The organism is Paenibacillus sp. J22R232, from assembly GCF_056269165.1.
In genome coordinates this window covers 784031-806461 of sequence record NZ_JBWDNK010000002.1, presented here as the reverse complement: position 1 = coordinate 806461, position 22431 = coordinate 784031, and the positions used below count along the sequence as shown (strand labels likewise).

Annotated in this window: 19 protein-coding genes and 1 riboswitch; of the genes, 8 read left to right on the top strand and 11 right to left on the bottom strand. The window is 49.2% G+C overall.

The window, feature by feature from the left end:
- The first annotated feature begins 399 nt into the window (after nucleotides 1–399).
- The 5 genes from corA (at nucleotide 400) to AC0YN3_RS09925 (ending at nucleotide 4690) form a co-directional block, all read left to right on the top strand.
- Entirely contained in the window at nucleotides 400–1335 is a 936-nt protein-coding gene (gene corA / locus AC0YN3_RS09945; RefSeq protein ID WP_183558850.1) for a magnesium/cobalt transporter CorA, read from the top strand.
- A 150-nt stretch (nucleotides 1336–1485) separates the two neighbouring features.
- Complete coding sequence (locus AC0YN3_RS09940; RefSeq protein WP_475774907.1) at nucleotides 1486–2388, top strand: LysR family transcriptional regulator; 903 nt, start codon at nucleotides 1486–1488, stop codon at nucleotides 2386–2388.
- A gap of 46 nt (nucleotides 2389–2434) precedes the next feature.
- Nucleotides 2435–3247 (top strand): histidinol-phosphatase, encoded by an 813-nt coding sequence (locus tag AC0YN3_RS09935; protein ID WP_475774906.1) that lies wholly within the window; start codon nucleotides 2435–2437, stop codon nucleotides 3245–3247.
- A 148-nt stretch (nucleotides 3248–3395) separates the two neighbouring features.
- Entirely contained in the window at nucleotides 3396–4241 is an 846-nt protein-coding gene (locus AC0YN3_RS09930; RefSeq protein ID WP_475774905.1) for an EamA family transporter, read from the top strand.
- 140 nt (nucleotides 4242–4381) lie between these two features.
- Nucleotides 4382–4690 (top strand): winged helix-turn-helix transcriptional regulator, encoded by a 309-nt coding sequence (locus AC0YN3_RS09925; protein ID WP_053371996.1) that lies wholly within the window; start codon nucleotides 4382–4384, stop codon nucleotides 4688–4690.
- Between the two features lie 351 nt (nucleotides 4691–5041).
- Here the strand turns inward: AC0YN3_RS09925 and sdhB are convergent, their stop codons facing one another.
- The 3 genes from sdhB to AC0YN3_RS09910 are packed head-to-tail and all read right to left on the bottom strand — an operon-like array spanning nucleotide 5042 to nucleotide 8262.
- Nucleotides 5042–5806, bottom strand: coding sequence for a succinate dehydrogenase iron-sulfur subunit (gene sdhB, locus AC0YN3_RS09920; RefSeq protein ID WP_475775122.1), 765 nt, complete (start codon nucleotides 5804–5806; stop codon nucleotides 5042–5044).
- A gap of 2 nt (nucleotides 5807–5808) precedes the next feature.
- The gene (gene sdhA / locus AC0YN3_RS09915) at nucleotides 5809–7566 is read right to left on the bottom strand and encodes a succinate dehydrogenase flavoprotein subunit (protein WP_183558860.1); all 1758 of its coding nucleotides are present in this window, start codon (nucleotides 7564–7566) and stop codon (nucleotides 5809–5811) included.
- A gap of 24 nt (nucleotides 7567–7590) precedes the next feature.
- Nucleotides 7591–8262, bottom strand: coding sequence for a succinate dehydrogenase cytochrome b558 subunit (locus AC0YN3_RS09910; RefSeq protein ID WP_475774904.1), 672 nt, complete (start codon nucleotides 8260–8262; stop codon nucleotides 7591–7593).
- 304 nt (nucleotides 8263–8566) lie between these two features.
- Between AC0YN3_RS09910 and AC0YN3_RS09905 the strand changes: the two genes are divergently transcribed.
- Nucleotides 8567–9475, top strand: coding sequence for a LysR family transcriptional regulator (locus tag AC0YN3_RS09905; protein WP_475774903.1), 909 nt, complete (start codon nucleotides 8567–8569; stop codon nucleotides 9473–9475).
- Nucleotides 9476–9534: 59 nt separating this feature from the next.
- Here the strand turns inward: AC0YN3_RS09905 and AC0YN3_RS09900 are convergent, their stop codons facing one another.
- Both AC0YN3_RS09900 and AC0YN3_RS09895 read right to left on the bottom strand, forming a co-directional pair.
- Complete coding sequence (locus AC0YN3_RS09900) at nucleotides 9535–10197, bottom strand: potassium channel family protein (RefSeq protein WP_475775121.1); 663 nt, start codon at nucleotides 10195–10197, stop codon at nucleotides 9535–9537.
- 19 nt (nucleotides 10198–10216) lie between these two features.
- Complete coding sequence (locus tag AC0YN3_RS09895) at nucleotides 10217–11557, bottom strand: TrkH family potassium uptake protein (RefSeq protein WP_475774902.1); 1341 nt, start codon at nucleotides 11555–11557, stop codon at nucleotides 10217–10219.
- 92 nt (nucleotides 11558–11649) lie between these two features.
- Nucleotides 11650–11854: riboswitch (cyclic di-AMP (ydaO/yuaA leader) on the bottom strand.
- A 245-nt stretch (nucleotides 11855–12099) separates the two neighbouring features.
- Between AC0YN3_RS09895 and AC0YN3_RS09890 the strand changes: the two genes are divergently transcribed.
- Nucleotides 12100–13728 (top strand): lysostaphin resistance A-like protein, encoded by a 1629-nt coding sequence (locus tag AC0YN3_RS09890; protein ID WP_475774901.1) that lies wholly within the window; start codon nucleotides 12100–12102, stop codon nucleotides 13726–13728.
- On the opposite strand, the gene uvrC is transcribed toward AC0YN3_RS09890, so the two are convergent.
- Entirely contained in the window at nucleotides 13697–15568 is a 1872-nt protein-coding gene (uvrC, locus tag AC0YN3_RS09885; protein ID WP_475775120.1) for an excinuclease ABC subunit UvrC, read from the bottom strand. The two genes, AC0YN3_RS09890 and uvrC, sit on opposite strands and share 32 nt — an antisense overlap.
- Nucleotides 15569–15790: 222 nt before the next feature.
- Here uvrC and AC0YN3_RS09880 point away from each other — a divergent pair, with 222 nt between their 5' ends.
- Entirely contained in the window at nucleotides 15791–15937 is a 147-nt protein-coding gene (locus tag AC0YN3_RS09880; RefSeq protein WP_183558871.1) for a YqzM family protein, read from the top strand.
- 38 nt (nucleotides 15938–15975) lie between these two features.
- Here AC0YN3_RS09880 and AC0YN3_RS09875 read toward each other — a convergent pair whose 3' ends face one another.
- The 5 genes from AC0YN3_RS09875 to AC0YN3_RS09855 form a co-directional block, all read right to left on the bottom strand.
- Nucleotides 15976–17925, bottom strand: coding sequence for a dihydroorotate dehydrogenase (locus tag AC0YN3_RS09875; protein ID WP_475774900.1), 1950 nt, complete (start codon nucleotides 17923–17925; stop codon nucleotides 15976–15978).
- A 155-nt stretch (nucleotides 17926–18080) separates the two neighbouring features.
- On the bottom strand, nucleotides 18081–18323 hold the full coding sequence (locus AC0YN3_RS09870) for a YezD family protein (RefSeq protein WP_475774899.1): 243 nt from the start codon (nucleotides 18321–18323) through the stop codon (nucleotides 18081–18083).
- A gap of 60 nt (nucleotides 18324–18383) precedes the next feature.
- Entirely contained in the window at nucleotides 18384–19268 is an 885-nt protein-coding gene (gene cysW / locus AC0YN3_RS09865) for a sulfate ABC transporter permease subunit CysW (protein WP_475774898.1), read from the bottom strand.
- A gap of 15 nt (nucleotides 19269–19283) precedes the next feature.
- Nucleotides 19284–20117: a sulfate ABC transporter permease subunit CysT gene (gene cysT, locus AC0YN3_RS09860; protein ID WP_475774897.1), complete on the bottom strand. Its 834-nt coding sequence runs from the start codon at nucleotides 20115–20117 to the stop codon at nucleotides 19284–19286.
- 34 nt (nucleotides 20118–20151) lie between these two features.
- Nucleotides 20152–21267, bottom strand: coding sequence for a sulfate ABC transporter substrate-binding protein (locus AC0YN3_RS09855; RefSeq protein ID WP_475774896.1), 1116 nt, complete (start codon nucleotides 21265–21267; stop codon nucleotides 20152–20154).
- Nucleotides 21268–22431: the final 1164 nt, after the last annotated feature.

Below are 22431 nucleotides of genomic sequence, written 5' to 3'. Positions count from 1 at the left end.
TATTCAATTTTCCGCGGTTACATTTCACTATCACTTTAATGCATTCCGTCATTTGAGTCAAGAAGCTCATTTGCGATCTGAAACAAATTGGCTGTAATCCGCCGTTTTTGTGCTTGAATGTAAAGCTGGTGCGGGAGTATACTAGACAAGAATTATTTCGAAATATAAGGGATTATGCGTTTTCCAAACGTGAATGCGGTTCTTATATTTCTTGATCATACGAGCTGGTGCCCCTAATGGCAAGCAACAGCCGTTACGAGTAATTATTCCATTGGATAAAGGGGTGCAAACGGACATGGAAGGCGACAGACCTAAGCCCGAAATCGAACGAATACGGTTACTGCCGGCCAAGTCCATTTCAGCCGGCAGTTTCCTCTAAGAAAGAAAGGAGAACGCCGGATGAAAATACGTCTCGTTAGCAATGGCATTTTTACCACCATCGATGATATTAATGAAACTTTGATTCCCTCCAAGGAAGGTTTTTACTGGATTGATGCCGATGTGGAGGATCTCGCTGTCCTGCAGCCGTTGTTCAGCATGCATGATCTCGCGGTTGAGGATTGCCTCAGCGAGGAGGAGCAGCGTCCTAAGATCGAAATTTACGAAAGCCATTACTTCATTGTGATAAACAGCATTAGGTTCGATGACGAAGAAATCTTCCTAAGGGCGCTGAATATTTTTCTAGGCCGCCATTTTATTATAACGGTTACGAAACAAAAAATTAACGAGCTGCGCTCTCTGAAGCCTGTGCTGTGGGAGCAAGAAGTAAGCCGTCCTGATTATTTCCTTTATCACCTCGTCGACATCGTCGTCGATAATTATTTCCTTGTAGGCGATCGAATCGATAACCGCATCGAAGCGCTTGAAGAAGATATATTAATGCATACCAAGAAGTCGCATCTGAACGAAATCATCGGCTTGCGCGGAGAGATCCTATGGCTGAAGAAGGTACTCGGTCCGCAGCGCGACGTGATCGCAACGCTGAATAAGAAGGATTTAAAGCTTATCGACGACCAGCTGCAGAAGTATTTCAGCGACATCTACGAGAATGCATTAAAAATAGCCGAATCCTTCGATACGTACCGCGATCTAATGGGCAACTTACGAGAGGCCTACCAGTCCAGCGTATCCAACCGAGCCAATGAAATCATGCGCGTGTTTACCGCAATAACGACGATATTCATGCCGCTTACCTTCATAACCGGCATATACGGGATGAATTTCGACTTTATACCGGGACTTCATCTCAGGCTTGGCTCATACATTCTGCTTGGCATTATGCTGGTGCTCGGAATCAGCATGTTCTTCATCTTCCGCAAGAAGGAATGGCTCTAAGGAATTCATTCGCTATGCCCAAAAGGGATGCGTCCGCTGAGGCTATGATGCCTCAGGCGGGGCATCCCGTTTTTTGCTGTTGCTCCTTCTTTCCATTATAATAATGAAAGACACAGCCCAGTATTTCGTACCTTTGAAAGGGGGATTGACGTGAATATTAGCCAGCTTGAAACACTCCTGACGATATCCAAGACAATGAGCTTCCGGAAGGCCGGAGAACTCCTTAATCTGACGCAGCCTGCCGTTTCGGCACAAATAAAGAGCTTGGAAGATGAATTCAAAACGGTCCTTATCGATCGCAACCAGCCCGTCACTTTGACGGATCACGGACGAGTTTTTCTCGAGCATGCCGAACAAGTGCTAATGATCGTAGAAGAGCTGAAGCAAAAGCTATCCGATTTGAACCTTACGCCGCAAGGACATATCCTGCTCGGCACGACATCATCCATCGCGATTCAGATATTGCCACGCGTCTTATCTTATTTCCAGAATCAATTCCCTCAAATCAAAACAACCATACATTCCATGCCCTCATCCCAAGTGATGACGAGCGTCGAGAACGGCTCCGTTGATATCGGCATTACATACCTAACCGAAAAAAACCCGAACGTAACCTCCTCCGTCTTATATTATGATACGTTTGAGCTTGTCGTTTCACCCGCGCATCCGATGAGCCGCCTTGTTCATACAACCGTTGATTCGCTTAAGGACATACCCATGATTATGCTTGCGCCGGACACGCTAGGACGCAGGTTCATCGATCAAATTTTCAGAAAACACAATGTACAGCCGAATGTTGTCATGGAGGTTTCGAGCAGCGAAGAGGTAAAGCGGATGGTCGAAATCAACTTAGGCGCAGCAGTCGTATCCAAGCTATCCATTGCGAATGAACTGCGCCTCGGATCGTTGAAGATGATTAAATTAAACGAGCTCGATATGAGCCATCCCGTAGGTGTCGTATATAAATCGGGACGCTATATTAATACGGCAATGCAGCAATTTCTCAGCGATTTGAAAGGGATGCCTGAGCATCATTTCATCAGCAGCGAATAGTTAAGATTGTTAACTTCAAATAGAAGCTCAATAAGGAGAGGACAGCATGAAATTCGATTTACATACTCACCATGTAAGATGCGGGCACGCAGACGGAAATATTGAGGATTATATTGTTGCCGGACTTGACGCAGGGCTTCAGGTTATCGGCATCTCTGACCATTCCCCTTACTTTTATCACGAGCATGACCAGCCTTCTCCCGGCATTGCGATGGCTAGAAGCGATTTCGCGAACTACATCGAAGAGGTGCTTCGTTTAAAAGAGAAATACGCGGGTAAAATCGAGGTTTTGCTGGGCATGGAATCCGATTTCTTCCCTCAGCATATCGAGAGCTACAAAAAAGCTTACGAAGGCGTGCCCTTCGATTATTTGATCGGCTCCGTTCATCAGGTCGGCGATGTTAGCATTTTCAACAGAAACCGTTGGAAGGACTTGGATGATGAGCAGCATGTCGCTGTGAAACGAAGCTATTACGACCTGATCAAGCAGTCCGCGCGAAGCGGCATGTTCGACATTCTGGGCCATATCGATGCGATGAAGGGATATTATCCGTCGTTCTCCGATATACCGGCAACCGCTGAAATCGATGAAACGCTGAAGACGGTCGCAGAGTGCGGTGTATCCATCGAAATCAATACATCAGGCAGTACGAAATATGTTGGAGGCTGGTACCCTTCGGATGCTATTCTCGAGCGGGCGCTCCACTTCGGCGTAAACGTTACCTTCGGGTCGGACGCCCACATTCCGAGCAGGGTTGGTGACGAATGGGAGCTCGTGCAGCAGAAATTAAAAGAAATCGGGTTTAAGCAATGGGTTTATTACCGCAAGCGACAGCAGATCATCGTGCCGATCGCATAGAAAAAGACAAAAAAGTGGACCTGCACGATGCAGGTCCCAAAGGATATATTAAAAAAGGGGGTCTTGTTTATTATAATAGCCCACTTATGTAATGAGACGATAACAGAACTATTTCATTTGTGTAACAAATTTGAGGGGTTGGACATCCATGTGGCTCATTACGGCCATCGGCAGCGCATTTCTCTTCGGACTGGCAGGCTGGTGGATGAAGGTATCGCAAATGCGCGGCGGAAGCACAAGGACGCTGCTTCTCGGGCTTTACGCATCCGGAACGGCCGGCTTCGGCGTACATGCGGCGCTTGAGGGAACATGGGGCTGGCTTGCCAATCCGCAAGTATGGATAGCCGGCGTCATTATCGGAGCCGGGTCCGCTTGGGGCAACGCGCTTTTTATGAAGGCGCTCCATTACGGACCCGCAAGCTTAACGTCGCCGCTTACGAATATGAATATCATCATCGTCATTGCCGTGGCAACCTGGTGGTACCAAGAGCCGCTAAGCGCCACGGAATCGATTGGAATTGTATTGCTCCTGCTCGCGGTCGTATTTATCGCCCATAAACGGAAAGAGCCGATCACGATCAAAGAAAGACGCTGGTTTCTTCTCGTTGGAACCGCTATCCTCATGTTCGCCGTTCGCAATGGCGGCCTGAAGGTAACGGACGAGCTCGGGCTTCCGAGCGCGCCTCTGCTATTCATTGCCTATGCGCTATCGCTTTGTTGGTTTCTCATTCCGGCTAAATCAGTAGCCTCCCGTACCGCCGATCGCACGGGGCTCTGGCTCGGCATCATTGCCGGTTTGTTTTCATACGGCGGCCTACAGCTATATGCGGCAGCTCTTGCAACGGGCCAAGCCAATCTCGCTGCGCCAATCTTCGCAACCAACAGTCTTGTCGTAACCGCAGGCGCAATCATCGTCTACAAAGAGAAGCTCACGGCCGTGCAGTGGGCCGCTTTTGCTTTCACCATACTCGGATTGGTCGTTATACGGCTTTGAAGCCGTTTTATTGCTTTTAATCGTCTAACTTTTATATAGTAAATATATTTTTTTGAAATAACACCTATTCCCACTCAAATGAACTTACTTTTAGTTTGTTGATATGCTACAATAGTATTACAAAAAGCGGGGTGATACGGTTGGATTATTCGACAATGTGCCCAAAGTATGAAGCCGCAGCCGACATATTAGGTAAGAAATGGACAGGCAGAATTATTCGGGTATTGCTTGGCGGACCGAAACGGTTCAAAGAGATCAAAGAACAAATTCCCGAAATGAGCGACAAGATGCTAACGGACCGGATGAAAGAGCTTGAGACAATAACGATTATCAAACGTCAGGTTTATCCTGAAATGCCCGTACGCATCGAGTACGAACTTACCGGCAAAGGCCGTGAGCTTGAGCCCGTCATTGAGTCCATTCAAAAATGGGGAGAACAATGGATGTAAGCAAGGTGAAACGGCTATCGCCGTCCTTGGCGGCGCGTTTCATTCCGAGAAATATAGAGAATGTATAGCCCACGGATATACTTTCCTATATTTTAAGAAGAATCGCCTGACGGCCTCCTTCCTATATCCGCCATCGTTTCAGCGAAACGTATAGAGAAAGCATGAGCAATCTCGTATACTTTCCTATACGTCTAAGAAACCGCCGAGGCGGTTTTTTTTGTTTTATCGTCTCCTTTGCATTACATAATTGACAAAGGATTCTCGATCTACTATCATTGATAATAATAATCAATATCATATGAAAGAAAAAAGAAACCCCCGATAGCCGAGGGTTTCGTTATTGCAAATGACCTACATGCCAAGCCATTTTTTGAATAGATGTTTGGTTGTATCCTTGTTGATCGCAGCAATGGAAGTGGTAAGCGGAATGCCCTTCGGACATGCGCGAACACAGTTTTGGGAGTTGCCGCAGCCTTCAATCCCGCCATCGGACATCAACGCATCCAGACGCTCTTCTTTATTCATCTCGCCCGTTGGATGAGCGTTGAATAATCGAACCTGCGAAATAGCTGCTGGACCAATAAAGCTGTTCCGATCGTTTACGTTCGGGCAAGCCTCGAGGCAAACACCGCAAGTCATGCACTTGGAGAGCTCGTACGCCCATTGACGCTTCGTTTCAGCCATCCGAGGCCCTGGACCAAGATCATAGGTGCCATCAATCGGAATCCATGCCTTAACGCGTTTCAAGGCGCCAAACATGCGCTCGCGATTAATAACGAGGTCGCGGACAACCGGGAAGGTGCTCATCGGCGCAAGCCGAACCGGCTGTTCCAATTGATCGATCAAAGCGCTGCACGCTTGTCTCGGTTTGCCGTTGATAACCATGGAGCATGCTCCGCATACTTCCTCCAAGCAGTTGGAGTCCCAACATACAGGGGCTGTACTGGCACCATCGGACTTTTTCGGGTTACGCTGAATTTCCATTAAGCCGCTAATGACGTTCATGTTTGCGCGGTAAGGAATTTCGAACTCTTCCGTGTAGGGCTTGGAATCAGGAGTATCTTGGCGCGTGATGATAAACTTAACCGTTTTTGTAGCTACAGTCGTTTCAGCCATCATTATTCTCCTTTCTTCTTGTCGCTCGAGTAATCGCGTTTACGAGGCTTGATCAAGCTTACGTCGATATCCTCGTATGAGATTTGCGGGCCTTCCTTCGTCCACTTCGCAATCGTCGATTTCATGAAATGATCGTCGTCGCGTTCTGGGAAGTCTGGCTTGTAGTGAGCTCCGCGGCTCTCGTTGCGCAGCAATCCGCCAAGCGTCATCGCTTCCGACAGCTCAAGCATGTTCCACAGCTGGCGGGTAAATGCCACGCCTGCGTTGTTCCATTGCGCCGTGTCGTTGATGTTGATTTTGGCATAACGCTGCTTCAGCTCTTTGATCTTGTGGATCGTTTGCTCCAGCTTATCGTTAAAGCGGACAACCGTCATATTGTTCGTCATCCATTCGCCAAGCTCTTTGTGAATGACATATGCATTCTCATTGCCGTTCATATTGATAATGCTGTTGTATTTATCCGTTTGGCGTTTGTTTTCACGGTCGAACACGGACGAAGCAACATCCTCAGCCGATTTCTTCAAGCCTTTGATGTATTCCACTGCCTTCGGTCCCGCAACCATACCGCCGTAAATCGCGGAAAGCAGCGAGTTTGCGCCGAGACGGTTCGCGCCATGGTATTGATACTCGCATTCGCCTGCCGCGAACAAGCCGGGAATGTTCGTCATTTGATTGTAATCGACCCACATGCCGCCCATCGAATAGTGAACCGCAGGGAAGATCTTCATCGGGATTTTGCGTGGATCATCGCCCATGAACTTCTCGTAAATCTCAATGATTCCGCCTAGCTTAACGTCAAGCTCCTTCGGATCCTTATGGGAGAGATCGAGGTAAACCATGTTCTCTTGGTTGATGCCCAGCTTCTGATCGACGCAGACGCTGAATATTTCACGCGTCGCGATGTCACGAGGCACGAGATTTCCGTAAGCCGGATATTTCTCCTCAAGGAAGTACCAAGGCTTGCCGTCTTTATACGTCCAAATCCGTCCGCCTTCGCCGCGTGCCGATTCCGACATCAAGCGCAGCTTGTCGTCGCCCGGAATAGCGGTAGGGTGAATTTGAATGAATTCGCCGTTCGCGTAGTTAACGCCTTGCTGATAAACCGCGCTCGCAGCAGTACCTGTATTAATAACCGAGTTCGTTGTTTTTCCGAAAATAATGCCAGGGCCGCCTGATGCTAGAATAACCGCATCCGCACGAACCGTGTGTACTTCCATAGAGCGCAAATCCTGCGCCGATACGCCGCGGCAAACGCCGTCGTCGTCTACTACTGCGCCAAGGAATTCCCAGTGCTCGTATTTATTCACAAGCCCTGCTGCTTCCCACCGGCGAACTTGTTCATCCAGCGCATATAGAAGCTGCTGTCCAGTCGTTGCGCCAGCGAATGCCGTACGGGAATGCTTCGTGCCCCCGAAGCGACGGAAGTCCAGCAAGCCCTCCGAGGTACGGCTGAACATAACGCCCATCCGGTCCATCAGGTGGATAATGCCAGGTGCTGCATCACACATTGCTTTGACCGGAGGCTGGTTCGCAAGAAAGTCTCCGCCATAAACCGTATCATCGAAATGCTCCCAAGGAGAATCGCCTTCGCCTTTTGTGTTAACGGCGCCGTTGATGCCGCCTTGCGCGCATACCGAGTGGGAACGTTTGACCGGCACAATGGAGAACAGATCGACGTGCACGCCGGCTTCAGCCGCTTTAATGGTAGCCATTAAGCCAGCTAGTCCGCCGCCAATGATAATTATTTTATTTTTAGCCATTACGCTTCGCTCCTTGTCTACAAACTAACCGATATTCGTAAGTGCCAAAGCCGCACTTGCCGCTTCCGCGAATTCATCGCCTCTGAACGCGACAAGCGAAAGGATAAACAGCGCTGCAACGATAACAAATACGCCCATGCAAATATAAGAAGAAATACGCTGTGCTTTCGGGCCGATCGTAATGCCCCAGCTGATCAGGAACGCCCAAAGGCCGTTGCTGAAATGGAATACGGCTGCCAGTACGCCAATTACGTATAGCACGAAATATGTCGGGCTGCTCGCGATTTGATTCATCGTAGAGCCAAGCTCCTCATGCGTGATGTTGCCGAAGTATACTTGCATCCGCGTCTGGTATACGTGCCAGAAAACGAATACAAAAGTAATAACCCCGGTAACGCGCTGAGCCGTGAATGCCCAGTTCCGTCCGTATTTGAAGCGTCCCGTATTCGTATTCGATTGGTAAGCGACGTACAAGCCGTAAATACCATGAAACAATAGCGGGAGGTAAATGCCGAAAATCTCGAGCAGCGGCAAAATAGGCAAGCTGTTAATCAAATGTACGCCTTTGTCGAAGCCTTCCGGTCCGCGTTCAAACGCCTGGTAGTTGGTCAGTCCATGTACGACGATGAAACCGCCGAGTGGAATGATCCCGAGAAGCGAGTGAAGCTTGCGCGAGAAATACGAGTTTCCTTTCATGTCATTCCTTCTCCTTTCAAAACTGTGAGTGCTAGCATGCTTTTTTTAAAATATAAGAATGTATCGGACAGCCGTTTATACATTGCTTATATTTCAGCGCAAACGGAATGCCCCGCTGCCTCACGGCAGCAACCAGCCCTTTACGCATGGCAAATCATTCTACATTGTAACCCCAGCATGTACCCCCGTCAACAAAAGTCGACACATATTAGCCACACTTCCCATCCTACTCCTTTTCAGCTTATAATGGAATTGCTTATTTTTTATAATTTCTTATAACAAAATGACATAAGGAGCGCAACCAATGAATGAAGAGATGCATGTCTTTACCGTAATAGTCGAGCAATCGAGCATGAACAAAGCCTCTGTGCTGCTCAATCTTTCGCAGCCTGCGCTCTCTCGTAAAATCGCCAAGCTCGAGCAGGAGATCGGCTCTCCCTTATTCCGCCGCATCGGCAAACGGCTAGAGCTGACCCGCATTGGTCAGCTGACCTACGAATACGCTCTCGAGCTGCGACAGCTGCATCGCAAATATTTGCAGACGGTATCGGAATTCACCTCAACGGGTCACACTACCCTTACGATCGGCGCAAGCTTAACGACCCTGCAAACGACGCTTCCCGATCTCATTCAGCGCCTAACCTCTACCCATCCAGAAATCGACATAAAAGCGATAACCGGCAAGACGCATGAAATCGTCTCGCTTGTCCGTGACCATAAGGCTGATATCGGCATCGTAGCTTCGAGCATTGAGGATTCGACATTAAGATGCATTCCCTTATTCGAGGACCACCTCTCGCTTGTCCTGCCGCGCAATCAAGTGATTACCGACAAAGGTGCGCTTGGCATACAGGATTTGACCGGCATGCCGATGATTCTGTTCTCCAAGGGCACCTGGTACCGTCTGCTTACGGACGAGCTCTTCGACAAATACCATCTCCAGCCGGATGTTCGAATGGAGATCGATTCGTTCGAAGCGATCCTGCGTCTGCTTCATACCTGCCGCGCTGCGACGCTGCTGCCGAAATCCTATATGCGAAGCCAGCTTCTCGAAGACAACGACCTTGTCATCGTACCGATTCGGGAGCTCGAGGATACGAAGCGGACAACCTCGCTCATCCATGCGGATTCCGCAGCGCTTAGTCCATCCGTCCGGCTTTGGATCAATGAGCTGGCAGCCCGTTTCCCTACCAAAAAGGACATCAGCCTTTAATAGGCCGCTGTCCTTCAGCATTTCCAATTATAAGCTTCCAAATCCGTTCCGCTCTTAGACTATCGTATAACCGTCGCTTCGAAATCCTCGATTTGCTCATTTGTACCGATTATGACCATGACATCTCGCATGGCCAGCACATCGGTCGCCGTCGGCGCAATAATGATGCCGCTCGGCTTATTGATCGCGACGATGCTGCAGCCGAATCTGGCGCGAGGATTTAGGTCATGCAGCGACTTTCCATCCAAACACTGCGGTACCGCGAGCTCTGCGATCGTGTATTCCTTGGAGAGCTCGATATAATCAAGTAGATTCGGAGATACAAGCTGATGCGCTACCCTAATCCCCATATCGCGCTCCGGATATACGACTCGGTCAACGCCGATTTTCTCCAGGACACGTCCGTGCAGCTCGCTCATCGCTTTGGCGACAACCTGTTTCACGCCTAAATCCTTAAGCAATATCGTCGTCAGTATGCTGGCTTGAATGTCGTCGCCGATGGCAACGACTCCGCAATCGAAATTTCGGACGCCGAGCGAACGCAGCGTTTCCTCGTCGGTGCAATCAGCCGAGACGGCATACGTCAAGGCGCTGCTCATCTCCTGAACAGCCTCCTCATCCTTGTCGATACCCAGCACCTCATTGCCTAATTCAATGAGCTCCCGGCCTAAACTAGAGCCGAAGCGGCCTAAACCAATAATGACGAATTGCTTCTTTTTCATTCCCACTTGCGCAGTTCTCCTATCCAATCGTGATTTTGCCTTCAGGATGCCGGTACAATTCTTTTTCTGTGCGAGGCCCAAGCGCATAAGCAAGCGTTAGCGGGCCAAGCCGTCCAGCAAACATCGTTAATGAAATTACTATTTTTCCCACTATGCTAAGATCGGGCGTGACGCCGACCGACAAACCGACCGTACCGAACGCAGACGTAGCCTCGAACAGCAGCTCGATAAAAGCTTTATCCTCCGTCATGGAGAGAATCATCGTAACGATAATGACCAGCAGCAACGAAATTAAGGTAATTGTCAGTGCTTTGAATATCCGGTCCTTGCCGAGCCTGTAACGAAACAGCACGATATCCTCGCGCCCGCGGATCATCGCAATAACGGCACCAACCAAAGTAGCGAACGTCGTCGTTTTTATACCGCCGCCCGTTGATCCTGGGGATGCGCCAATAAACATGAGGATGATCGTGAAAAACATGGTCGCTTGCCTTAGCTGCGTATAATCGAGCGTATTCGCGCCAGCCGTCCTTGGCGTTACCGACTGGAAGAAGGAGGCTAATATTTTGCCGCCCCAATCCAATGAGCCCAGCGTTTTAGCATTTGAAAACTCAAATAGGAATATCACGATGGTGCCGACGGCTATTAGCGTTCCGGTCGTCGCGAGAACGACCTTGCTATGCAAGGATAGCCGTTTGTTTTTGCGGTATTCCATCAAATCCGACATGACAACGAATCCCAAGCCGCCGGTTATAATCAACAGCATCGCCGCTAGGTTCACGACCGCATCGTTGACATACAAGGTGAGACTGCGATAGTCACCAAAAATATCAAAGCCAGCGTTATTAAAAAGCGATACGGCGTGAAAAACACCAAAATAGATCGCTTTGCCAAGCGGCATATCGAGTGCAAAGCGAGACGCAAACAGCGCTGCTCCTATGAGTTCAATCGATAAAGAATAAATAATAACCCGCCGAATAAGCTTGACTATCCCCTCCATGCTCGACTGATTCATCGCTTCCTGAAGCAGCAGACGCTCGCGCAGCGAAATTTTTTTGCGAAGGACGAGCGCGATAAGCGTCGCCATCGTCATAAAACCCAAACCGCCAAGCTGGAAAAGGCACATTAAGATGACCTGGCCCGCCACAGAGAAATAGGTGCCTGTATCCACAACGACGAGCCCCGTCACGCAAGTTGCCGAGGTTGCCGTGAACAATGCGTCCATGAACGGCAAGCGCTCGCCAGACGCAGAAGCAAAGGGCATGGATAATAATAGAGCTCCCAGCAATATAATAAGCGCAAACCCGCTGACCAGTATGCGCGGGGGTGACCATTTCAACACGTTAAAGTCTACCTTCATCCATTGTCCTTCTTCTGCAGTGTGTCATTATGGAGCACTACCTATATTTAAGCATAAAAAAAAGCACTGAAACCCAAGTGCTCGTGCGATGAGTTCTGTTCCATTTACGCCTTCGAGGTTAGCTGACGGATTCGGGCCTGGACAGGCAGCCCTATTCTATCGATGAAGATTAAGTTTCACCGTAGAAATTCACCCCATGCCGCCGGATCAGAAGCGCTGCTGGCTGCAGCAGGCTGAACGATTCCGACAACTTTATGGTTCCCCCGATTTCCTTAGGAAATTCGGCTATGCTATTCGATTAGTATGACGTTAACGATTATAATCCCAAAGCAGTCACGATATAAAGCTTATATTAATGACAAACAAGCCGATTTTGGACCAAAAAAGGGCAAGTAGAAGCTACAGCATACATCAGGCTTGTCGGATATCGTTATTTCGCTTGATCTTGAGAGCAAACGTGCTTTTCTATTGGATAATTCAGGGATTGGTATGTTAAGGTAATGGAATACGTAACTTATAAAAAGGATAGTAGAGGTGAACCGATGATTGATTCAATTAAGTTAAATGAATGGAAACGTTTTCTATGGGCAGCGATTGCATGCTTTATTATTTTCGCGGCTGTTGAAATCGTACCGATGATTTTTTCCATTAGCAACGGTGATTTGAATACGAAGGTCATTGAGAAGGAAACGGCTGAAAGCAGGGCCTCCGTGTTCGCTGCGAAGCAATCAGGGCTCCAGGTGAAGTCCGCCAAGGCTGTCCATCAAACCGATAAAGTCATAAACGGCTACTTATCCAAGCACGAGCTCATCAAAGCCTATAGCGACAAATACGATCAAAGCTTCCCGACGGACACCTACCAAGTGGAACTGAAATTTGACGGGGGCGGAACGGGCTTCGTCTATGTACATATGCAAAGCGAGAAAATCGTAGCTTGGAACTTTATGCTCGACGGCCAATCTCTGTCCGATGCTGAGCTCAACAAGGAGGTTCCTGTTTTTCTGGCAGGCCAAAGCCTAGACGCGCAGTCATTCAAGGAGCAGGAATTGCTTGGGAACGGGGGATGGCATGGCGAAGCGCCGGCCGGTTACGCCATTGAAGAAGCCCTTCTAAGCATTCATATTAAAGGACAAAATATCAATGGCCAGAACGTCATAACCAAATACAAGCCAGCCTTTGTCGCACCGGCCGATTATATCCAATACGTGAAGAAACAGGATAAGCTTGCCGGCTTCCTCACAGGCATCGGATACATGTTTATGAGCTTTGTCCTGTTTGTATTAGCCATCGTCTACGCCGTCCTTTACCGGAAGTTCACTTCCTTTAAATTCGGCATTATTTTGACCATCGTCTATTTTATTACCTATATCATCATGAACTTGAATGTGCTGGACGGCATACGCGCATCTTTGGGCGAAACCGAGTTAGCCAGCCAAACCGTCTTGTTCACTGCGATCTTCACCGTATTGCTGACCATTCCGATGGCAGGGTCCATCTACATTTCGATAATTGCCGGAGATGGCCTTTGGAAGGCGCAAGGGCGTGCATTATGGCCTCGATTCGGCCAAAAAGGATACGGCAACCACGTGTGGAGAAGCGTTGGACTCGCTTATCTATTTGCCATTATCCTGTTTGCAACGCAATCCGTCATATTCATCTTGCTTAAGCTGACAATCGGCACTTGGGATACGACCGACGCCACGCAATCTCCTTACAATATGGGCATCCTTTGGCTCATGCCGGTGCTCGCTTGGGCTGCCGCCATATCCGAGGAAGCCGTTTTCAGATTTTTCGGTATCGGATTATTCCGCAAATGGTTCAAAAATACGTTTGCAGCCGCTTTATTGCCGACTTTGTTCTGGGCGCTCGGCCATGTCATGTATCCGTTTTATCCGTCCTCGACCAGATTGATTGAGCTTATGATCATTGGATTGATGTTCAGCTTTATTTTCGTCAGATACGGATTCATCACGTCAATGTTCACCCATGCTATTTTTAACAGCGTTGCAGTTGGCCTGTCCCTGCTTACCATCGGTACCGCTCCGAATATCATTTCGGCTATCTTCTTCTCGGTATTGCCAGTTATCATCGCGTTCGCTCTCAAATATTTCAGCCACAAAAAAGAGAAGAAGCCGCCGGTTACGACGACTCCTCCCCTAGAGCAGCTATAATTTGCGAAGCTAATTTATCCCCAATAGACAGAGGCCGGAAGTCTTCGACTGAGGCCTCTTTTATTTTTTTGATGGAGCCGAAATGCTTAAGCAGCAGCTTCCGGCGTTTCTCTCCGATGCCCGGGATCGAATCCAGCTTCGATTCCACCATCGATTTGGCCCGCTGCTCGCGGTGAAACGTAATGGCGAACCGATGCACTTCGTCTTGGATGCGCTGGAGCAAATAAAACTCTTGGCTATCGCGCGGCAGCGGAACGATCTCCGCAGGATCGCCAGTCATTAGCTGCGCTGTCTTATGCTTCGCATCCTTCACGAGCCCGCAAACGGGGATGTACAGCCCAAGCTCATTCTCCAGCACGTCGAGCGCGGCTGAGATTTGCCCTTTGCCGCCATCGACAACGATCAGATCCGGAGGTGCAATCTCCTCCTTCAACACTCGCTCATAACGGCGGCGAATGACCTCTCTCATCGTTTCGTAATCATCGGGTCCAACTACCGTCTTCACTTTATACTTCCGGTATTCCTTGCGGTCAGGCTTGCCGTCCGTGAAAACGACCATTGCCGAAACCGGGTTCGTCCCTTGAATATTCGAGTTGTCGAACGCTTCGATGCGTCGAACTTCATCTAGGCCCAGCCATCCCGCTAATGATTCGGATGCTTTGACGCTGCGCTCCTCATCCCGCTCGATAAGCCGGAATTTCTCGTCCAGCATCACCTTCGCATTGTCCGTCGCCATGGACACGACCTCGCTCTTCCGTCCTCGCTGCGGCATTAATACTTTAACCTTCAGCCAGCTATGAAGCGACGCGATCACGTCATCCGCATGCGAGGCTGCTTCCTCGGCAGCCACTCCTTCCGCTTGCTCCGCCTCGGGCGGCAGCGGCAGCAGGATCTGCTTGGGCAGCGCTGGATTATCGCTGTAATACTGCGTGACAAACGTCATGAAATCATCGTATTCTTCGCCATAATAAGGAAAGGTCGATCCATGGCGTTCGATCAGCTTGCCTTGGCGCATGTAAAGAATCTGTACGCACATCCAGCCTTTATCTACGGCAAAGCCAAAAATATCGCGGTCCAATGCGTCGGGCATCGTAATCTTCTGCTTTTCCATGACAGCATCAATGGCGATCAACTGGTCTCTGAGCTCTTTCGCCCGCTCGAACTCCAGCTTCTCCGCCGCTTCCTCCATTTTGCGCTGAAGCTCGACCTTCACGACATCCTGCCCGCCGTTCAAAAACCGCGATATTTCTTGAATCATGCGGTCGTATTCCGATTGCTCCACGTCAAATTCGCAAGGGGCGATGCATTGGCCCAAATGGTAATACAAACAAACCTTGTCCGGCAGCGTCTTGCATTTTCTAAGCGGATAAAGACGGTCGAGCAGCTTCTTCGTCTGCTGTGCCGCATAGGCGTTCGGGTAAGGACCGAAGTACTTCCCTTTGTCCTTTATGATTCGCCTCGTTACTTCGAGCTTGGGGTGCTTCTCATTCGTGATCTTAATATATGGAAAGGTTTTGTCATCCTTCAGCAGCACGTTATATCTGGGATGGTATTGCTTGATTAAGTTGCATTCCAGAATAAGAGCTTCCATATTGCTGGAGGTTACGATAAATTCAAAATCCCGAATTTCAGATACGAGGCGCTGCGTTTTCCCATTGTGGCTTCCGTTGAAATAGGACCGCACACGATTTTTGAGCACCTTCGCCTTGCCAACATATATAATGACGCCTTCTCCGTTTTTCATCAGGTAACAGCCTGATTGATCGGGGAGCAGCGCTAATTTGTTGCGTATCGTTTCTTTGGCTTCCGCAAGCGCCTGCTCGGCCTGCTTCTGTTCCATCTGTTGCTCATCCATGCTCTCGCCTCCGACTACCGATTGATTCTGTACACATTTTAGCATAATTGCACCACGTTATGTCTTACAATTGTCACCTGTATTTGCTTTACAACTGTTTAGGAGTTTGGGTATACTAATATAAGTTGAATAAACCGATACTACATAAAGACGACCGTTCGAGGTTGTGATTGAAGCAATCGGTCTTTTTCAAGGAGGACGTCAACGATGGATAACGTAAGAGACCCGCGCGAGCATTTCAACGAAGAGCCTCGCCATGACTTGATGGACGTCGTATTCGGCTTTGGCGGAATGCTCGGTTTTATGACCGTCATTTTCGCCGTTGCCGTAATCGTTAAATTCATCATTTCATAGAAAAAAGGAGCAGCGTGCTGCTCCTTTTTTTTGTGTCATCATTTGGCGGCTGACGCTTTGGGTGTAGCCATTAGATAGGGATAAAGAAGAATAAGACCCAGTATATAGAGCAGAAGCGCAAACAAGGCAGGCGATAGATGCCAAAAATCAATATATCCGATGGACAGATGAACGCTTAACCCCGCATAAAAGCCTGGCGCTCCGCCTAGCAGAAACGTCCACCATAACCAACGGGAGCCCTGCTGAATGCCCCATAACGCCATAATGAGCAAGGCTAGAGCCGCACATAGCAGTGCTCCTCCAAAGCCCGCTCTGTCATGGGCAATAAGCGGAATGAGCCTCTCGTTCGTTTCCTTGAGCTGCGCGGAGGTTGTATCCAAATAGGCAAGATCCGTCTGAACGAATACTTCCGTAATGCCCACCGCCGAGATCGTTAGGCCTCCAATCGAAAGCGCAAACCCCAAAACCACGAAACAAAGCTGTCCCCACATGGCTTTGCGCCACCGCCGATCATTCCTTACGTTGACAGGCAAACGGTATGGCCTGTCTGGATTACGCCGCATCGCAAGCAGGAACATCGGTAGCAATACGGCAGCAGCCACCGCATGCAGCGGGTCGAAGTAGCCGTAACCCACATAAAGAAAGAAGCTTGCAAAACCGACTATGCCGGAAGTGAGCAGCGCCGTTTTTGTCCAGTGGAGTCCATCTCTCAATCCATGCCTGGCCAGTTGAAAGTACAAGATGCCGATCGTGATCATCGTGCCTGCCAACGTTATCCGGTCATGGGACATGAAGTGCAGCAAATGATGGTTGATATGATGCAGCTCATCCAAGGTCAGTCCAATAAACGACAAATCATAGGGCAGCAGCACGGTTGTCGCCGCAATAATCCAAGATAATAAACCGCCAATCATCATTCCGAGGCCGAGTAAGCACATCCAGCCCCAATGCTTCCAAAAGGATGGCATTACAGCAGCTGGCCACTCCTTCACCTGCTCGTAGATGATGGCTTCGTTGATCCGTTTAGGCAGCCCCGGACCCGCAAATACGAGACCGCTATGCAGCATAATGGCGTCCGCGCCTTCACGGAGCAGATCAAGCGCATCCTGAGGCTCGTGTACGCCAGCACCTGCCTTAATGATCCAATGCGGCGGACAGCTTCTCCGCAGCAGCTTTATTTTGGACAGGCCGTCTGCCTTTCCCTCTTTGCTTACTTTGCAAGAAAAATCCCCCTCAGAATCCTTGAAGGCTGTTTCACCGATCACGATTCCGCTCCAGACTTCTTCCGGAATCGATTGGAGGAGCGCAAGCAACGCTTCGTTCGGATAGTCGGGCGGCGTATACAAAAATAACGGCAGATTATTAGAAGCTAGAGTTTGCAGGGTATCAGCGAGTTCAATCCCCATAGCAATGGCTTCCTCTATGCTACGGTTCCCATGGAGCATATCGAGATAAAACCCATCCGCACCCGCTTCTGAGAGCCGATCTATCATGCTTTTAAGCTCCTGAACCGCCTGCTCCCTTCCGGCTCTCGGCATCGGAGCAATCCGTACGAATTGGGGCAGGCGATGTTTGGAAGAAGCGATTAGCCGCGCGACATGATCGACGCCAAAATTTTCATAATAATGCGGATATTGAATCCATTCCTCTCGGTCATTCTTTACAATCGGCTCTTCCGATTGAATTCGCCGATAGGTAACGGGACCATGCTCGATGAAGCCGATTCCGAATTGCGCAAATGCCAGATGTGCGATTCCCTCAGGATCAACGCCGCCTGACAGTCCGATCGGCGTATCGATAGATATTCCTGCCAGCTCACGCTCTAACAAAGGAGACGGCTCCATATGGCCAAACGTTCTGACTACGAATGAGCCTCCTGGAAGTTTGCTTAGCGTACCGATTGCTTGCAGCGTCAGACCCCTGCTCAAACGAGCGGGCAGCTTGAACAACAAAGGTCGAAATAAGGTTTGGTAGCTCCAATCCGGCATGGTGATTCTCCCTGTACGTCGTTTTCTTCCTTCTATTGTAGAAAACATTCCGCCTGCTTACAATATCCTTCTGCCTTCCAACGAAAAAAGGCCGCTCCTAAGGATCGACGATCCTTCGGGCAGCCGCTTGCTTATGCTTCCACTTAAAAATGATATTACTGTACGATGCGAAGCGCTTCGCCAGTGGATTGCCCCTCACGGTGCTTTACTTGCTGTATGGAATCGGACGATACCTGCTGCTTCTGATTGGCTGCGTCATAACGCGTTCTTTCCGTCCGATCGATTTGTACGATTCTGCCATCATGAACGGTAATCGTTACATGCCCGTAACTCAGTCCGCTCACTTGGTCCGCGATTCGCTCAAGCCACTGCTCATCAACTTCTAAAGGCTTTGCCATTCGAAACCCCTCCAATTTATTCGTTTATTCTTTGATTGCCGGTTATTCTGTAAACTTCGGTTATTCTGTGATTACCGCTGGTTTTTGCTGTGCGGATTTCCACTCCACGATACTCTTCACGATGAGTGTAACGACAGCGAGCATAACGAGCAAAGACGCGACCGCAAACGATGCGGAAAATTGATATTCATTGTAAAGAATTTCGATATGCAGCGGCAGCGTATTCGTTTCGCCACGGATATGTCCGGAAACGACGGATACGGCGCCAAACTCGCCCATCGCTCTCGCATTGCACAGAATAACGCCATACAATAATCCCCACTTGATATTGGGCAGGGTTACCTTCCAAAAGATTTGCCAGCCCCTGGCGCCTAAGCTTGCTGCCGCTTCCTCTTCTTGCACGCCTTGAGCCTGCATAAGCGGGATAAGCTCACGGGCTACGAATGGCACCGTAACGAATACGGTTGCAAGTACAATCCCAGGCACAGCGAATATAATTTGAATGCCGCGTTCATCCAGCCAAGGCCCGAGAAAACCTTGCGCTCCGAACAGCAGCACATAGATCAATCCTGAAATGACCGGCGATACGGCAAACGGCAAATCGATTAACGTAATGAGTATGTTTTTGCCGCGGAAACGGAACTTGCTTATAGCCCAAGCTGCCGCGACACCGAAAATCGTGTTAACCGGGACAGCAATCAATGCCACGATAAGCGTAAGCTTTAGTGCCGACAGCGCATCCGGCTCCGTAATGGAATCTATGTAGACGCCTACGCCTTTCTTGAACGCTTCAACAAACACGGACGCAAGCGGCAGCAGTACGACTAAACCGAGAAACAGCATCGCGATTCCGATGAGCACGAAGCGGACAGGTGCCGATTCATTAATATGCTGCGGTCTCTTGGACGCTTCTTCATTCGTATGAACGGTAATTGCTCCAGCCATGGTCAGGCCTCCTTCTTAGTCCGATACTGTGCGGCGGTTCATCCGCCACTGCAGTAAATTTATGACCAGCAGCATGAGGAAAGACACGACAAGCATGACAAGCGCAATCGCAGTAGCCCCAGCGTAATCATATTGCTCCAGTTTCGTCATGATCAACAGTGGCGTAATTTCTGTCTTTAATGGCATATTGCCGGATATGAACACGACCGAGCCATACTCCCCGATTCCTCGCGCAAACGCGAGCGCGAACCCTGTTAGCAACGCTGGCATAAGCTCCGGCAGTATTACCTTCCAAAAGGTACGCAATCGGTATGCGCCAAGCATGACTGCTGCTTCCTCCGTCTCTTTCTCCATGTCCTGCAGCACCGGCTGCACCGTGCGGACAACAAAGGGAAGACCTATGAAGATAAGCGCAATCGTAATGCCGATTGGGGTGTATGCCACCTTTACGCCAAGCGGCTCAAGAAGCGATCCTACCCAACCATTAGGCGCATAAATCGCTGTTAAGGCAATACCCGCAACGGCTGTTGGCAGCGCGAAGGGCAGATCCACTAAGCTGTCTATTATTTTTTTGCCTGGGAATTTATATCGAACAAGCACCCATGCAATTAACAGGCCGAACACGGCATTCACTAACCCTGCGAAAAATGCGGTAAGGAAGCTGACCCGGTAGGATGCAACGACGCGAGCATTCGTAACCGTGCTCCAAAACTCGGACCAGCTGAGCTCTGCCGTTTTGAAGAAAACGGCAGCCAGCGGAATGAGTACGATAATGCTCAGGTAAAACAGCGTAAAGCCAAGCGATAAACCAAAACCCGGTAGCACGTTACGGGACTTGGAACCTTTCATGTGAAGTCAGCTCCAATCTTTTTTGAATGCTGCATTATGAACCCGGTGTATAAATTTTGTCGAAAATGCCGCCATCCGCGAAATGTTTGGTTTGGGCTTCTTTCCATCCGCCAAAGTCTTTGTCAATCGTAAGCAGCTCCAGCGATTTAAATTGCTCGGTATACTTAGCCGCAACGGTTTCAGAAATCGGACGGTAGTAGTTTTTAGCCGCGATCTCTTGGCCTTCCTCCGTGTACAGGTATTTCAGGTATGCCTCGGCTACTTCGCGAGTACCGCGGTCATCTACCACTTTGTCAACGACGGCAACCGGCGGCTCTGCCAGTATGCTCAAGGATGGATAAACGATTTCGAATTTGTCGGGACCCAGCTCGTTAATCGAAAGGAAAGCTTCATTCTCCCAAGCGAGCAGCACATCGCCGATTCCGCGTTCCACGAAGGTCGTTGTTGATCCGCGCGCTCCGGAATCCAGTACAGGTACATGCTTGAACAGTTCAGCTACGAATTCTTGCGCTTTCGCTTCGTCATTGCCGTTTTGTTTCAACGCGTAGCCCCAAGCTGCCAAGTAGTTCCAGCGGGCACCGCCTGAAGTTTTCGGGTTAGGCGTAATCACTTCAACTTTATCCTTGATAAGATCATTCCAGTCTTTAATGCCTTTCGGATTTCCTTTGCGAACAAGGAATACGATTGTAGAAGTATATGGGGAGCTATTATGTTCGAATTTAGTTTGCCAATCTGCCTGGATCAAGCCGGGTTCTACGATTGCATCGATATCATAGCCAAGCGCTAGCGTTACAACGTCTGCTTTCAGACCGTCAATTACCGCGCGCCCTTGTTTGCCTGAACCGCCATGCGATTGCTTGATCGTGACCTCTTGGCCAGTCTCGGCTTTCCAATGCTTGGAGAATGCTTCGTTAAACGCTACATAAAGTTCGCGAGTTGGATCGTACGAAACGTTCAACAGCTCAACAGGAGGCTTAGGTTCTTCTTTCACTGGTTCTTCCGTTGCTGCCGCATTTGTCGATGAAGACTCGTTAGCAGGCTTATTCGTCGCTTTGTTTCCTTCGTTGTTGCCGCCTTGGCCGCAAGCTGCCAAAACCAGTACTAATGCTAATAGAATAATTGCTGACCGAACGTGAGTAATCTTTTTCATTTTGACACACACCCCTTTTTTAAATTAACAGGCTTGCAGAAACACGGATAATGACGATCATGTACAGTGTTTCACTATAATAGGTGTTTACTCCGGTTGGTCCGGTCGAAAACCATTATTCCTACCCGCTTAGTTGGTTATGGAAGAATCTTACCAGCGACCCCCTAACACTGTCAATACTTAATTTCAAAAAAATGATAAGTTTAATAAGAAAGCTTTATACGGGGAACAAATCTGCCGTACATTTGCAAATCAACTCTATTCTGAAAGATTTGATCTGCTCATTCGCTCCTCTTTTATCCGCAACGGGATAAAGGAGAGCGTCATAGCTTAAATTAGTTGAAATGTTGCTACTCTAGAAAGCAAAATATGAGCTTGTTTCCTGTTATCTTCGTAAAAACTGCCGCCGAAAGCACTGTAAGAACTCTGGTGTGCTTACGGCTTGGAATAACCTGACGCTCACGTGCTGTAAGAACCCATTTGTGCTTACAGTCACCCCGCGCGCTCTACACACTCGCTTTTCTAGCAGTGTAAGCACGCCGGTGTGCTTTCGGCTTTGAATACCCTATCGCTCACGCTCTGTTAGAACCTATGTGCGCTTTCAGCCACCCAGCCATTCAGTCACACTCCTCCCGCTCCGCTTACTCGCAATTTTGGCGCTGTAAGCACGCCGGTGTGCTTTCGGCTTCGAATAACCTATCGCTCACGCTCTGTTAGAACCTATGTGGGCTTACAGCCGCCCAGCCATTCAGTCACACCCCGCCTGATCCACACACTCGCATTTTTGGTGCTGTAAGCACGCCGGTGTGCTTACAGCTTCGAATAACCTGCCGCTCACGCGCTGTTAGAACCCACGTGCGCTTACAGCCACCCAGCCATTCAGTCACATCCCGCCTCTGATCCACACACTCGCTTTTCTAGCACTGTAAGCACGCCGGTGTGCTTAGAGCTTCGAAAAACCTACCACTTACGCGCCGTAAGAACCCATATGCGCTTACAGCCTTTTCTTCTCACTCCCCCTACTTCCACAGACAACCCAAACCAAGTAACTAAATAACCGATGCATACAACCATTTTTGCATAAAAAATAGCTTTGGCAGCGCAATCCCGTCAGGATCACGCAACCAAAGCCATTTTCAACATATTTCCGTACGTACTTATTAT

Coding starts and splice junctions, on each gene's coding strand:
- corA (WP_183558850.1), top strand. CDS start 400: ATGAAAATACGTCTCGTTAGCAATGGCATTTTTACCACCATCGATGAT.
- AC0YN3_RS09935 (WP_475774906.1), top strand. CDS start 2,435: ATGAAATTCGATTTACATACTCACCATGTAAGATGCGGGCACGCAGAC.
- AC0YN3_RS09930 (WP_475774905.1), top strand. CDS start 3,396: ATGTGGCTCATTACGGCCATCGGCAGCGCATTTCTCTTCGGACTGGCA.
- sdhB (WP_475775122.1), bottom strand. CDS start 5,806: ATGGCTGAAACGACTGTAGCTACAAAAACGGTTAAGTTTATCATCACG.
- sdhA (WP_183558860.1), bottom strand. CDS start 7,566: ATGGCTAAAAATAAAATAATTATCATTGGCGGCGGACTAGCTGGCTTA.
- AC0YN3_RS09910 (WP_475774904.1), bottom strand. CDS start 8,262: ATGAAAGGAAACTCGTATTTCTCGCGCAAGCTTCACTCGCTTCTCGGG.
- AC0YN3_RS09905 (WP_475774903.1), top strand. CDS start 8,567: ATGAATGAAGAGATGCATGTCTTTACCGTAATAGTCGAGCAATCGAGC.
- AC0YN3_RS09900 (WP_475775121.1), bottom strand. CDS start 10,197: ATGAAAAAGAAGCAATTCGTCATTATTGGTTTAGGCCGCTTCGGCTCT.
- AC0YN3_RS09895 (WP_475774902.1), bottom strand. CDS start 11,557: ATGAAGGTAGACTTTAACGTGTTGAAATGGTCACCCCCGCGCATACTG.
- AC0YN3_RS09890 (WP_475774901.1), top strand. CDS start 12,100: ATGATTGATTCAATTAAGTTAAATGAATGGAAACGTTTTCTATGGGCA.
- uvrC (WP_475775120.1), bottom strand. CDS start 15,568: ATGGAACAGAAGCAGGCCGAGCAGGCGCTTGCGGAAGCCAAAGAAACG.
- AC0YN3_RS09880 (WP_183558871.1), top strand. CDS start 15,791: ATGGATAACGTAAGAGACCCGCGCGAGCATTTCAACGAAGAGCCTCGC.
- AC0YN3_RS09875 (WP_475774900.1), bottom strand. CDS start 17,925: ATGCCGGATTGGAGCTACCAAACCTTATTTCGACCTTTGTTGTTCAAG.
- AC0YN3_RS09870 (WP_475774899.1), bottom strand. CDS start 18,323: ATGGCAAAGCCTTTAGAAGTTGATGAGCAGTGGCTTGAGCGAATCGCG.
- cysW (WP_475774898.1), bottom strand. CDS start 19,268: ATGGCTGGAGCAATTACCGTTCATACGAATGAAGAAGCGTCCAAGAGA.
- cysT (WP_475774897.1), bottom strand. CDS start 20,117: ATGAAAGGTTCCAAGTCCCGTAACGTGCTACCGGGTTTTGGTTTATCG.
- AC0YN3_RS09855 (WP_475774896.1), bottom strand. CDS start 21,267: ATGAAAAAGATTACTCACGTTCGGTCAGCAATTATTCTATTAGCATTA.